Here is a 12,439-nt window from a genome sequence, read left to right on the forward strand (position 1 = left end):
GAGAATATGAGCTCACCTGTACTATTCGATATTCAGCCTTGTGAAAATAACAAATTTATTGGTATCGCGACCCTCAATAAACAGGATGCCTTAAACGCTATCGATTTGGAAATGGTCAACTTATTGTTGCTGCAATTACAAGCATGGCAACAAAATGACGAAATCGCTGTAGTGATGATAGATAGTCGCGGAGATAAAGCCTTTTGTGCCGGTGGAGATGTGGTGGCGATGTATCGAGCCATGTCCGAGTCTGCGGGGGATAGAGCAAAAGGGCACCAACAATCGAATATTACCATACCCAATTTACTTGAAACGTTTTTTAGTCAGGAGTATCGACTAGATTACTTAATCCACACGTTTACCAAACCAATTTTACTTTGGGGGAACGGGATTATCATGGGGGGGGGCTTAGGCTTAATGGCCGGGGCTAGTCATCGTATTGTGACAGAGTCATCTCGAATTGCGATGCCGGAAGCCAGTATCGGGCTTTATCCCGATGTAGGAGGCAGTTGGTTCCTTAACAAAATGCCAGCAGGTGTAGGTCGCTTCTTGGGGATAACCGGTGCAAGTATCGATTGCCACGATGCAATATACGCAAACTTAGCCGATCACATCATTGACCACGCCGATAAATTAGATCTTTTAAGGAAGATGAAATCAGTTAGTTGGACACAAAGTCATCAGCAGAATGCAGATCTTTTACACAATTTGTGCAAGCAATTTTCGCAAGCTGAGCGCGAAGGGAATTTACAGAATCACCGTGAAATGTTGGCTGATATCGACAAAAACGAGAATGTTTCTACCTACATTGAGGCGCTGCAAAATATTGACTCGACAGGTGATAAGTGGCTTAAAAAAGCACAAAGTTCATTAACTTACAGCTCACCCATTACTATGCATTTAGTTTTTGAACAGCTTAGAAGAGGACGAGAGTTGTCGTTAGCTGAGTGTTTTAAAATGGAACTTATTATGTCATGTCGCTGCGCTACTTATGGCGAGTTTCAAGAAGGTGTCAGGGCACTTTTAATTGATAAAGATCGCAATCCAAATTGGGCGTTTTCATCTACAAGTGACGTAGATAAACAAACCATTGAGCAGTTTTTTGAATCGCCATGGGCACAGAATGCACATCCATTACGCGACTTGTAATTAGAAACGTTAAATAGAACAAATTTAAATGTAAGGAGATTGCAATGGCTAACATTGCTTTTATAGGCTTAGGTAACATGGGCGGTCCTATGGCTGCCAATTTATTAAAAGCTGGCCATCAAGTTTGCGTGTTTGACTTATCAGCCGATGCTTTGCAGCAATTAACAGATCAAGGTGCCAGCCAAGCGGCGAGCGCAAAAGAAGCGGTAAGGGGAGTGCAATACGTTATTTCTATGTTGCCTGCCAGTAAACATGTAGAAAGCTTATATTTAGATCCTAATGAAGGTCTACAAGAATATTTAGCCAAAGATACGATAGTCATCGATTCGAGTACTATTGACGCGAATACGGCGAAACATGTTGGCAAACAATTATCTGCCAAAGGCATCGCATTTGTTGATGCGCCTGTTTCTGGTGGCGTTGCTGGTGCCAAGGCGGGGACCTTAACCTTTATTGTTGGTGGTAGCGAAGAACATTTTTTACAAAGCAAAATAGTGCTGCAGGACATGGGAAAAAATATTTTTCACGCAGGTGATCAAGGGGCAGGGCAAGTCGCTAAAATTTGTAACAATATGCTGTTGTCTATCTTAATGGCCGGTACATCAGAAGCACTGCAATTAGCTATTGATAATGGACTTGATCCAAAAGTGATGTCGGACATTATGTTGCAAAGCTCCGGACGAAATTGGACCTTGGAATTATATAATCCGTGTCCTAATGTTATGGAAAATGTGCCCTCATCAAATGAGTATCAAGGTGGTTTTATGGTTGATTTGATGCGCAAAGATTTAGGTTTAGCATTAGATACTGCGCTCAAAAGTCAATCTGTCACACCAATGGGATCATTGGCGCAAAACTTGTTTTCGATGCACAGCATGCAGGGAAACGGTAAAAAAGATTTCTCCAGTATTTTTAAACTATTCAGTCGAAACAAATAAGTGAAAATATAAAGTAACTAAAGGTGAGCTATGGAACTTAAAAACAAAGTAATTGCTATCACTGGTGCAGCACAAGGGTTAGGTCTTGCAATGGCAAAAATGTTTGCAGAGGCGGGAGCGCAATTAGCGTTGTTAGATATGCAAGATATTGCTGTTAAATCGGCCGCTGAACAAATATCAGAGTTAGGCGTAACCGCTAAAGGCTACGCAGTTAACGTAACTGACGAATCTGATGTGGAATATGTATTCTCTCAAATTAAAAGTGATTTTGGACAATTAAATGGCCTAATTAACAGCGCCGGCATCATGCGTGATGGAATGTTGTTGAAAGTTAAAGAGGGAAAAGTCGTTGATAAAATGTCTAAACAGCAATTTCAATCTGTGTTAGATGTAAATGTGACAGGCACTTTTTTATGTGCCCGAGAAGCTGCCGCTCAGATGATCGAAACTAAAAGTGCAGGCGTTATTATCAACTTATCTTCGGTGTCGCGCGGAGGCAATATGGGGCAAACTAATTATTCTGCTTCAAAATCCGCGGTGGCAACTATGACAGTTACTTGGGCAAAAGAATTGGCGCGTTTCAATATCCGCACTGGTTGCATTGCACCGGGATTAGTGAATACTGCTATGGCGGCGCAAATGCGCCCAGAAATGATCGAACGATTTTTATCCACAGTGCCTGCTGGGCGATTGGCAGAAGTTGAAGAACTAGGCCATGCGGCTAAATTTATTTTCGAGAATGAGTATTTTACTGGACGTACACTTGAATTAGATGGTGGAACAAGGGTTTAATAGAGCCACTTTCAGGCGCTGGGGTTATATATCCAGTATTTTCTAGACAAGGTAGTTGTTATTTTATGTGGTGCTGTCCGGCTTGTGGCCTTCAATTGCAATTTGAAAATGGTACGTGGAGATGTGAATCCAATCACACCTTTGATCAAGCTAAAGAAGGTTACGTTAATCTACAGTTAGCCCAAGAACGCAATAGCAAAGCACCGGGTGACAATAAAGAGATGATTGTGGCGCGCCGTGCGTTTCTTGAAAAAGGTTTTTATGATCCTTTAGTTGAACGTTTGGCGCAATTAATTAAAAGCCATTGTAACACCGACAATGTGAGTCTGTTTGATGCGGGTTGTGGTGAAGGCTATTATTTAGAGCAGATCCGCTCGAAACTGGATAATACTTTGCTTAATTGTCGTGCTGCAGGCTGTGATATCTCAAAAGTGGCTATTCAAAAAGCAGCGAAAGCGCACAAAAAGTGTCATTTTGCCGTAGCCAGTACATTTAAAATTCCCGTGCAAAGCAGTTCGCTAGACACCGTAATTCAAGTATTTGCACCTTCAAGTGAACAAGAAATTGCGAGAATTTTAAAGCCAGGCGGGCTTTGGCTTCTGGTTAATCCTGGACCTGCACATTTACAGCAACTAAAACAAAGCATATACAATGAGTCGAAACAACATAGTTTGACTCAATTAGAGTCAACCAACTTCAGTTTACACGTAAGAGAATCAGTCGGGTTTGATATGGCCTTTAAAGATTCAGAAGAACGTTTAAATTTGCTTAAAATGACCCCTTTTTATTGGCATGCAAGCGAGCAGAGTAAAAATCAATTTTTACAATCTAGCAGTGTTTGTCAAACTGAATTTGATATTCAGGTGTTGAGAAAAAATCATGACAGTTAAAGCATTGTTTCTTGATAGGGACGGTGTAATAAATGTTGATCACGGTTATGCATCTAAACCTGAACAAATTGATTTTATCGACGAAATTTTCACCCTTTGTCGACGATTTCAAAAGCAAGGATATCTGATTTTAGTTGTGACTAATCAATCGGGCATAGGGCGTGGTTATTACACGGAAGAGGATTTCCTTCAATTATCAGATTGGATGACTGTGACGTTTAAACGTCAGGGCATTCAGTTAACTGAGTTTTTTTATTGCCCGCATCATCCAAGTGAGGCTATTGGTGAATATCTGCAAGAATGTGATTGTCGTAAACCTGCTCCAGGCATGCTGATGCAGGCAAGGAAAAAATATCAGGTAGATATGGCGGCATCATTTATGATCGGGGATAATCTATCCGATATGCTCGCTGCCGCAAGCGCTGGCGTTGCTCATCGCTATTTGTTTTCTGACAGTGAAAAGGATGACACAACAAATATCGGATTTACCCAAGTAAATTCTCTATCAGATATTATCCCGCTTTAAATTACTCTCAATAAAAGTGCATTAAATGTTTAATGGCTTGGCTTAACAACCCAGTATTGAGTGTTTCTACCGTTTCTTCACCTGTTTTACGGTCATAGATTTTATAACTGCCATTAGATAATACTTCAATTCGATTGCCATTTTGCATCACAATGACTTTGCTGCCTTTAGTGCCAACTAACCAGTTTCGACGAGGGTTATGCAGTGATTGCCCAATTGAGTAATCATCTGAAAGTGCGTCACACCCTAAACGCTCTAAAACTGTGGCTGGAAAATCTAAGTGAGTTGATAAGTTCTGTTTTAAATCAAAATTAGCATACAAAGGAACTTGTTCAATTGTCTCTCGGTTTGCGGCAAAGGATGAAATAACCACATGATTATTATCAAGTAACTCTGAATTTAGTAGCGACTGAATTTGTTGATGAGTTACAAATCCGACAGCCAGCTTTGGTTTATCGGAGAGGGTAGCTTGTTCAAAGGCGTCATAATCTGTACTTAAACCGGATAATATCGAATGCTCAAGTGGTATTTGCGAATACAAATACACCGGTAGCCCTAACTTCTGAGGTAATTCGAGCATCAGCGGCGTTTTGTTGTTTAAATCGGATAAATAGATTTCAGGTAACCCGAACAGACTTGAGAATTGTGAGGAATGATCGTTTGAACTTAAATCATAATGACCTTGGTATTGTGACAGATTGGTATTACTTAAATCCAATTCAGTTGCATCGGTTTGAATTAACAAGACAAACTGTTCATTTTTATTGATGCTGCAATACACAGGGTTAGACGGGTATTTGATGCCTTTTACATTACGATCAAACAGTAGCGCTTTACGTTGTTTATAATTCTCAATATCTAGCAAGCCATACTTAGACATAAGGGCTTTAGCGGTTGCAGGATAAGACAACGGGAAAAGATTATCTTGTTTGACAATAGGTTGATAAAGGTTGGCATCTGCCCAGATATGTAAGGCATGACTGCATACAAAACAGGCAACAAACAACGCACTGATGGGCATACCCAAGCGGATACGTTGGAGGCGTTCAATACGCTTCCAAAGTGCATTTGCTAGAATAAGTTGAAAAGATAACCACACCACAAACAACAACAATAAAAAACCCCATTGTTGCCAGCCAAATGCATTGATAACCGGTTGAGTTTCACTTTTAATTAAATCTGCTGAACCCAGATTAATGTGTAATCCATACTTGGTGTAAAGCAGTGCATCAAAAGCTAAGAGCGCTAAGCCCAATGCCGCAATAGTAGAGGCTGCCCCGCGGATAAAGCGTGATTTGGGAAATGCATAGATAAGTGGCAGTACCAGAATGACAAAGGCAAAAAAGGTCAAAAAGCCGATATGGCTAATCCAATTAACCAATAAAAACGTAATGCCCAATAATGAATCTGGTAGCGGTGAAGCAAAAACATAAATGCCAGCAATAACAAGTGCCACGAGAATATTTGAAAGCGTAAACCAGTGTCCCCAGGTAACTAACTTAGTTAACAAGATACGACGAGGTGTTTCTGAGAGTATCATTTATTTTTGATTTCCATTGATACTTTTCATCAAGATTTGTGTAAACTGAGCGGCCATTTTTTCGCGCTGGCTTTCGTTTACCTGATGCAAAAAAATGTTGGTAATTACATTACCCAACGCCATTAAAGATAAGTCGCGATTTGCTTCGTTTTTTTCGAGCGCAAAAACGATGTCATTCATTAGCGCTTCAAATTGAGCGTCTGAATATTTGGATTGTTGGGGCATGTAAGAACCTTTAAGCCGATTTATATAAATAATAACAAGTATTTGAGCAGATAGTAACTAGGTGCTGGTTTTTCAATAGTCGGTTTTCGTATTTTCCATAATTAAAAGAAGGTTAGAGTTTCATGAGTGCTGTTATTCATCATTTTGTCGTGCATCAATTGGGGATCAATGAACAACAAGAATTAACAGTTGTCCCTAAAAGTTCGTGCTTTGATATCAGTCCCGATATTGAAACCTTAGCGCATCAGATTAATCAGGTGTTCAATCAGAAGCCAGGTAAGGGAGTAGGTAGCTTTATTCAAGAAACCGACTCATCTTCAGAAGGTGAAGAGCAAAATGATGTAGTTGCAAATAGCGAATTTCAAAACGAACTTTTGGCAATGGTAGCTGATCCGGATAGTTTTATTGATTTCAGCGTTGCCAGTTGTGAAAAACTGAAAAAGAGCATGGTGGAAATGGCAAGTGTAGAAACGGGCTTTGTTATTTTTAGCCACTATGAATTTCTTGCCACCGAATATTTAATGATTGCGCTGCTAAATACTAAACAACATGTTGAGATTACAGACACCTTAGAATTGACCTACAGTGATCACCTCGATCTTGCCAAAATGCAACTTGCGGTAAGAATTGACTTAACGCAATTAAAAACTCAACCAGAACAAAATCGTTACGTGAGTTTTATTAAAGGTCGAATGGGCAGAAAAGTATCTGACTTTTTTATGCATTTTATTGGCTGTGAAGAATTAGTTGATATCAAACAACAGAATAAACAATTGTTAAAAACCGTAGATGAATATATTGCATCTGAGCAACTAGATAAAAGTGAACAACAACAAACACGCCAAATAGTGTCAGATTATTATAAAGCTAAATTGGAACAGGGCGATGATATTCAAATAGAAGAGCTGTCGCAAAGTCTACCGCAAGAAGGTGGACGCAATTTTATTGACTTTAATCAGCAAAGTGAAACACCGCTAGAAACGTCTTTTCAAGCAGACCGAAGTGCATTAAAAACCTTGGCAAAGTTTAGTGGCCAAGGTGGTGGTATAAGCCTGAGTTTCGACCGTGCTTTGTATGGCGACCGAGTGCAATATGATGCCAACTCTGACACACTATTAATTAAAGGTGTCCCACCAAATCTAAAAGATCAACTTACACGACATAATAGTTAGGTTGATTGACTTGTTACATGCTTAGCACAACACAATACGATATACTTTACGGCGTATATAACGCTTGAACCACAGGATTCTTTTACACTATGCAGCTTTTTGTTAACGATTTAACCGTAATGGACTTTTCCTACCTTTGTGCCCAAAGAGGAATGGTTGGTGAAAGTTGGATAGTCGACGTCATTTTGGATGGCGAACTTAACGAAGAAAGTATGGTGCTGGATTTTGGTAAGGTTAAAAAAGAGCTCAAATTTCTGATTGATGAATATGTCGATCACAAACTGTTAGTGCCAGCGGAACATCCTTTCAGTATTATCAATAGAGATCCCAACACAGATGAAGTTAAAGTGGATTTTCTGCGGCCTGATGGCAAGTCGATTCACCTATTGTGTCCTGCTGAAGCTTATGCTTTTGTTTATGCAGAAGAAGTAGATATTGTATCTGTGGGACAATATTTAAAGGAAGTCATTGCAACGCATTTGCCTAGTAATGTTGAAGGCATCGAATTAATTTTACGACCTGAAGTCATAAATACCCCGTTTTATCACTATACCCATGGTTTAAAAAAGCATGATGGTAATTGCCAACGAATAGCTCACGGCCACCGTTCTAAAATAATAGTGTATGAAAACGACGAGTTGAGTCTAGATTGGCAAGAATATTGGGCACAACGTTGGAGTGATATCTATATCGGAAGTGAAGAAGATATCATCTCGCATCAGAGTGGCCTGTTTACACAAAGTTTATCTGATTCGTCACAACACTTTTTGTTTGCATATGAATCGTCGCAAGGCGAATTTAGCCTTGCCATACCGAAAGCTGAATGTGAGATTGTCAATACAGACTCGACTGTTGAGTGTCTAGCGCAATATATTGCGGTTGAATTAAAGCAGCAGCGACCGGATAGTGATTTCAAAGTGCTAGCCTATGAAGGCGTTGGAAAAGGAGCCATTGCGTATGCTTAGAAATGTTTTGCATGTATTGATCGGACTAATGTTGTGCGCAAACGTGTCTGCCATCGAGTTGCGCGGAGAATTATCGCAAGGAAGCTTAATTAGAGGCGTGGTGCAAAGCGGCAGTCAGGTTTGGTTGGATGGTGAAGAACTGCAAGTATCTAAAGAAGGGTATTTTGTGTTTGGCTTTGGCCGCGATGCAACATTGGATCACGAAATAAGCTGGAAAACACCTGATGAAGTTAAACAGGTTAAAAAAATAGAGCTAAAAAAACGAGAGTATGCTGTTCAGAGTATAGAAGGGCTGCCGCCTAAAATGGTTACTCCCCCTGAAGAAGTATTGGCGCGTATTCGTTTAGACAATCAACAAGTGGCTACCGCAAGATTATCCCGTGATCCGCGAACGGATTTTATGCAACCATTTATTTGGCCTGCTGAAGGTCCCATCAGTGGAGTATACGGAAGTCAACGAATCCTTAACGGACAACCTAAAAGGCCGCACTTTGGTGTCGACGTGGCTGCTCCAACTGGCACACCGGTGCTCGCGCCAGCAGATGGTGTCGTCACCCTATGGGTTCCTGATATGTACTATTCGGGAGGCACTATGATCATCGATCATGGGCATGGCGTTTCTTCTACATTTCTGCATCTAAGTGCTGGACACGTGAAAGTGGGTGACAGTGTAAAACAAGGACAACTGGTCGCCGAGATTGGTGCCACTGGTCGAGTCACTGGAGCACATTTAGATTGGCGTATGAACTGGCATAGTCAACGAATCGATCCCGCACTATTAGTTCCGGCAAGACCTAATAATTAAACAAAATTATGACTAAAAACTGTACCATGGGGGTATTGTTTTGGTGATATATTTAGTTTGAATTAAACAATAAAGGTTTTAGCGATGAAATACGATATGGCCATGAGCACAATTATCGGCATTAAACCCATGAAGGCTTCTGAGGTAGTTAAAATCCACCAAGTATTAGATGGGTACGAGCCTTATGGTGTTGCATTTGAGGATGTGTTAGAAAAAACCAAAATGGACCCGGTTCGGTTAAGAGAATTATTAGACAAATATCATTTTTACTTTACTGAAGTTGGGGATTCGTCTCGTTATATAGTCAACAGATATCATTATGATGAATCTGATTTGGATGAGGTAATTGATAGTATAGAAAGACGTAATGTGCGCTTTGCGATTGCTAAATTCACGCCTTTATTTTTGATTGGACTAATTCTTTGCAGTTCGACTATTGGCTTTATGTTGTCAGCAATTGTTAATAAAAACGGCGGTTATTTTTAACCGGTCACCGCCGCTTCGCAAAATTGCTACTTACAATCATGACCACTCTTTGCCTGTTTTGAATCTTGCTAAAACGCCAAGAAAACGCTTATTGTTTTAGTACGTCTACTTAATATTTACTATTCTTCTATTCTTCTATTCTTCTATTCTTCTATTCTTCTATTCTTCTATTCGTCTATTCTTCTATTCAAGCCACAATCGCTGTTTTTCTGGGTCTATAGTGTTTAAATAAATTGTATCTTTCGCGGCGCTTTCGATTGGCATTTCAAATATTTTTAATTTCCCGTCTCTGAAAACAGCTAGTTTTACAGAAGCACTTGCTGAGTAGTTATCTAAAATTGTGCGCACAGTATCTTTATTCACTTGCCACTGTTCAATAGCGACTAAGTTATCTTTTACCTGTAGCCCAGCTGAAAATGCAGGTGTACCTTCTAGAACTTGTTGTATATTGACGCCTGTCGGGGCCGCCTCGAAGGTTGCTCCAAACGCCGTTAATAAGGTTTCGTCAGCTGCTTTACCGCCTTTATCTGCGGCATCTTTCCGAGCACGAAATAGCATATTTACACCAAATTCTGCGAGTAAACTTTGCGTAGGTAAAGGTGACGTTGAATACAGTGCCTGTTCTAAAAATGCATCTAAATCAAGATTAAGCTCTAGTTTTAGGATTTGCTGAATTGAATTATTTTGTGTGCCTTTGTTGATTGCGCCAAAATCGCGCCAAAGTAACTTGAGCAAATCAAACATGCTATAGCGGTGATGAGAATGTTTGCGAATTAGCAGATCTAAGCACAATGCAATCTCAGCACCTTTTGCGTAATAACTTACAATATTATTGGCCGCACTTGCGTCTTGCTGATAAAAGCGTGTCCAAGCATCAAAACTTGATTCAGTCACTGTTTGTTTTCGGTTTCCCGGATTTCGATTTAGTCTAGTTAAATTCTGTCCTAACATCTCAAAATAACTGGATTCATCGATCAACTTACATCGCAATAAACTTAGATCATCGATATAGCTGGTAAACCCTTCATAAATCCATAACTGTTCGGAGTAGGTTTCTTTGCTTAAATCGAGTTGGATAAATTCAGCCGGTTTATTTCGTTTAACATGCCAAGTATGAAAAAGCTCATGGCTACACAAGCTTAAAAATGCGCGATAACCATCAGGCATTTTATGTTTTTGATTTTTAGTGGGGAGTTGATTGCGTGCGTATTGCAATACTGTTGAGCTATTGTGCTCAAGACCACCAAACCCCGTATGGCAGAGCAGGGTTATGAACAAGTATCGGGTAATCGGAACGGCATGTTCAAACAAATCTAAGTGATGTTCACATATTTTGGGTAAATCAGAGCATATTCTGTCAGTGTCTGCTTGATGAGAGCCAGTTAAAATAAATTCAAATTGCACGCCTTTAACGGTAAAACAAGTGATATCTAGCTCACCCATGATCAGTGGATGATCAATCAGCGTGGTATAATTTTCGGCAGTAAAATGTTTTGTCTCAGTTGTGGAATGCGATTCTTGCATCGCGGTGGCAATCGACCATTTCGACAATTGCTCTGCTGGAATTGTAACATCGACGGTGCATTCACCTTGATATCCTTCAACTTCAAAAAATACACTTGTGCCGTTAAAAAAAGCGTACTCATCACATATATAGGCACTTCTGACAGACAAATCGAACGCATATATAATGCTCTCAATATAAATATTGCCGCTACCTGCTTTTACCTTCCACGTTTGCTTATCTAACTTTTGCAGTTCTAAGTCATTTTGCTGATCATCATATGCATTAATGGAAACAATATTTTTAGCAAAATCCCGAATCATGTAGCTGCCGGGGATCCAAGCAGGTAACTTAATTATTAATTCGCTTTCACTGGGCTCAATAATGGACTGAGTAACTTTAAAAGTATGCCCTGCGATCGAGTCCACACTGACAGAATAATGTACTTGTTTAATTTTTTGCAAAATAACGCTCAGTAGTAAGGTGAATACATGTGTTTGTTAGACCGTTAATTTAAGGTCTATTCGATGTTTAAGCATACCCGATAGAATATGACGAGTTAAGTATAAAGCATCGAAACCCTGTATAAACCTTAAAAAAGTTGTAGAGTTTTAGTTTAAATGATAAAAAACATACACTTTATAAGGATTTATGTTTTAAATATTAATAAGCAACTAAACTTTTTGGGGAATTCTGTTACGTGGCGATTTTGAAGGAAAAAGTAGGTTTAACTCGGGAGGATTTGCGTAAATTGCGTGCAATGAGACCAGGTTTATCTTTAGATCTTCAGGTTATGGCTGCATCTGGAATTAAGAGAATTAAGACCGAGTTTATTGGTATGGATGGAACACGTAGCTTAATTATAAAGTTTCCCGACGAAGCTAGGTGGGGTAGTTTACGCGACGCAATCTACGCAGATAGTATGCTTGTAGTGCGGTATATTCATGAAGAAGACGCTGGTGAGGTGGTGGCATTTAAAGTGAAAACAAATGTCATTTTAAGTAAGCCTGCCAATTATATATTTACGTCTTTTCCCTTGTCTCTGCAGTGCCATGCGTTAAGAAGTGAACAAAGAGCTCAAGCGCATGTATTTGTTACTGTGGTTGAAACACAAACTGACGTGATGCTATTTGATGGCATGATAGTCGATTTATCGTTAAGTGGCTGTCGTGTCTCGGTTGACCGTAAACTTGTTAAACAAAAACTAGAATTGAAGCAGCACATTACGTTAGCGGTTAAAAATCCCGACGGGAAAATTTCAGAGTTAATAGGTGTTGTGATGAATCAGAAGGTGGATGAGACTCGTTTTTACTTTGGTGTGAAATTTGAGGCCTCAGAAAAAGTAGTTGAAGGTTTGCTGCATCAATTGATGATCGCTTAAACCTGAACTAGATAACTTGGTGGGAACACGCCGGCTTTTGTGTCATCGCCAATACATCAATAATAA

General features: G+C 39.8%; 13 protein-coding genes. 10 read left to right on the top strand and 3 right to left on the bottom strand.

Features of this window, described 5'->3' with window-relative positions; all coding sequences use genetic code 11:
• The first annotated feature begins 6 nt into the window (after positions 1-6).
• The 5 genes from GLIP_RS07660 (at position 7) to gmhB (ending at position 4,295) form a co-directional block, all read left to right on the top strand.
• Positions 7-1,149: an enoyl-CoA hydratase/isomerase family protein gene (locus GLIP_RS07660; RefSeq protein WP_008844033.1), complete on the top strand. Its 1,143-nt coding sequence runs from the start codon at positions 7-9 to the stop codon at positions 1,147-1,149.
• Between the two features lie 44 nt (positions 1,150-1,193).
• Complete coding sequence (gene mmsB / locus GLIP_RS07665; RefSeq protein WP_008844034.1) at positions 1,194-2,087, top strand: 3-hydroxyisobutyrate dehydrogenase; 894 nt, start codon at positions 1,194-1,196, stop codon at positions 2,085-2,087.
• Between the two features lie 30 nt (positions 2,088-2,117).
• Positions 2,118-2,879 (top strand): SDR family oxidoreductase, encoded by a 762-nt coding sequence (locus GLIP_RS07670; RefSeq protein ID WP_008844035.1) that lies wholly within the window; start codon positions 2,118-2,120, stop codon positions 2,877-2,879.
• Positions 2,880-2,944: 65 nt separating this feature from the next.
• Positions 2,945-3,769 carry a putative RNA methyltransferase gene (locus tag GLIP_RS07675; RefSeq protein ID WP_008844036.1) on the top strand — a complete coding sequence of 275 codons (825 nt, stop codon included), beginning with the start codon at positions 2,945-2,947 and terminating at the stop codon, positions 3,767-3,769.
• Positions 3,759-4,295, top strand: a complete 537-nt coding sequence (gene gmhB, locus GLIP_RS07680) for a D-glycero-beta-D-manno-heptose 1,7-bisphosphate 7-phosphatase (protein WP_008844037.1) — start codon at positions 3,759-3,761, stop codon at positions 4,293-4,295. Before GLIP_RS07675 ends, gmhB begins: the two co-directional genes overlap by 11 nt.
• Positions 4,296-4,302: 7 nt before the next feature.
• On the opposite strand, the gene GLIP_RS07685 is transcribed toward gmhB, so the two are convergent.
• Entirely contained in the window at positions 4,303-5,835 is a 1,533-nt protein-coding gene (locus GLIP_RS07685) for a DUF3413 domain-containing protein (protein ID WP_008844038.1), read from the bottom strand.
• Positions 5,836-6,060, bottom strand: a complete 225-nt coding sequence (locus tag GLIP_RS07690) for a YejL family protein (protein ID WP_008844039.1) — start codon at positions 6,058-6,060, stop codon at positions 5,836-5,838. It lies immediately after the preceding gene.
• 122 nt (positions 6,061-6,182) lie between these two features.
• Here GLIP_RS07690 and yejK point away from each other — a divergent pair, with 122 nt between their 5' ends.
• The 4 genes from yejK to GLIP_RS07710 all read left to right on the top strand — a co-directional run bounded on the left by yejK (position 6,183) and on the right by GLIP_RS07710 (position 9,488).
• The gene (gene yejK, locus GLIP_RS07695; protein WP_008844040.1) at positions 6,183-7,232 is read left to right on the top strand and encodes a nucleoid-associated protein YejK; all 1,050 of its coding nucleotides are present in this window, start codon (positions 6,183-6,185) and stop codon (positions 7,230-7,232) included.
• Between the two features lie 89 nt (positions 7,233-7,321).
• Positions 7,322-8,197 carry a 6-pyruvoyl trahydropterin synthase family protein gene (locus GLIP_RS07700; RefSeq protein WP_008844041.1) on the top strand — a complete coding sequence of 292 codons (876 nt, stop codon included), beginning with the start codon at positions 7,322-7,324 and terminating at the stop codon, positions 8,195-8,197.
• Positions 8,190-9,002, top strand: coding sequence for a M23 family metallopeptidase (locus tag GLIP_RS07705; protein WP_008844042.1), 813 nt, complete (start codon positions 8,190-8,192; stop codon positions 9,000-9,002). The genes GLIP_RS07700 and GLIP_RS07705 overlap by 8 nt, the downstream gene beginning before the upstream one ends.
• Positions 9,003-9,086: 84 nt before the next feature.
• Positions 9,087-9,488 (top strand): hypothetical protein, encoded by a 402-nt coding sequence (locus GLIP_RS07710; RefSeq protein WP_008844043.1) that lies wholly within the window; start codon positions 9,087-9,089, stop codon positions 9,486-9,488.
• Between the two features lie 183 nt (positions 9,489-9,671).
• On the opposite strand, the gene GLIP_RS07715 is transcribed toward GLIP_RS07710, so the two are convergent.
• The gene (locus GLIP_RS07715; protein ID WP_008844044.1) at positions 9,672-11,456 is read right to left on the bottom strand and encodes a M61 family metallopeptidase; all 1,785 of its coding nucleotides are present in this window, start codon (positions 11,454-11,456) and stop codon (positions 9,672-9,674) included.
• Between the two features lie 236 nt (positions 11,457-11,692).
• On the opposite strand from GLIP_RS07715, the gene GLIP_RS07720 reads away from it, so the two are divergent.
• A complete protein-coding gene (locus tag GLIP_RS07720) occupies positions 11,693-12,373 on the top strand; it encodes a PilZ domain-containing protein (RefSeq protein WP_008844045.1) in 681 nt (226 codons plus the stop codon).
• The last annotated feature ends 66 nt before the right edge of the window (positions 12,374-12,439 follow it).

Source organism: Aliiglaciecola lipolytica E3, from assembly GCF_000314975.1.
Lineage (GTDB): Bacteria > Pseudomonadota > Gammaproteobacteria > Enterobacterales > Alteromonadaceae > Aliiglaciecola > Aliiglaciecola lipolytica.

Bases quoted from the DNA above. Each gene is read 5' to 3' on its own strand.
- mmsB (WP_008844034.1), top strand. From the start codon at position 1,194: ATGGCTAACATTGCTTTTATAGGCTTAGGTAACATGGGCGGTCCTATG.
- GLIP_RS07710 (WP_008844043.1), top strand. From the start codon at position 9,087: ATGAAATACGATATGGCCATGAGCACAATTATCGGCATTAAACCCATG.
- GLIP_RS07705 (WP_008844042.1), top strand. From the start codon at position 8,190: ATGCTTAGAAATGTTTTGCATGTATTGATCGGACTAATGTTGTGCGCA.
- GLIP_RS07670 (WP_008844035.1), top strand. From the start codon at position 2,118: ATGGAACTTAAAAACAAAGTAATTGCTATCACTGGTGCAGCACAAGGG.
- yejK (WP_008844040.1), top strand. From the start codon at position 6,183: ATGAGTGCTGTTATTCATCATTTTGTCGTGCATCAATTGGGGATCAAT.
- GLIP_RS07690 (WP_008844039.1), bottom strand. From the start codon at position 6,060: ATGCCCCAACAATCCAAATATTCAGACGCTCAATTTGAAGCGCTAATG.
- GLIP_RS07700 (WP_008844041.1), top strand. From the start codon at position 7,322: ATGCAGCTTTTTGTTAACGATTTAACCGTAATGGACTTTTCCTACCTT.
- GLIP_RS07685 (WP_008844038.1), bottom strand. From the start codon at position 5,835: ATGATACTCTCAGAAACACCTCGTCGTATCTTGTTAACTAAGTTAGTT.
- gmhB (WP_008844037.1), top strand. From the start codon at position 3,759: ATGACAGTTAAAGCATTGTTTCTTGATAGGGACGGTGTAATAAATGTT.
- GLIP_RS07660 (WP_008844033.1), top strand. From the start codon at position 7: ATGAGCTCACCTGTACTATTCGATATTCAGCCTTGTGAAAATAACAAA.
- GLIP_RS07675 (WP_008844036.1), top strand. From the start codon at position 2,945: ATGTGGTGCTGTCCGGCTTGTGGCCTTCAATTGCAATTTGAAAATGGT.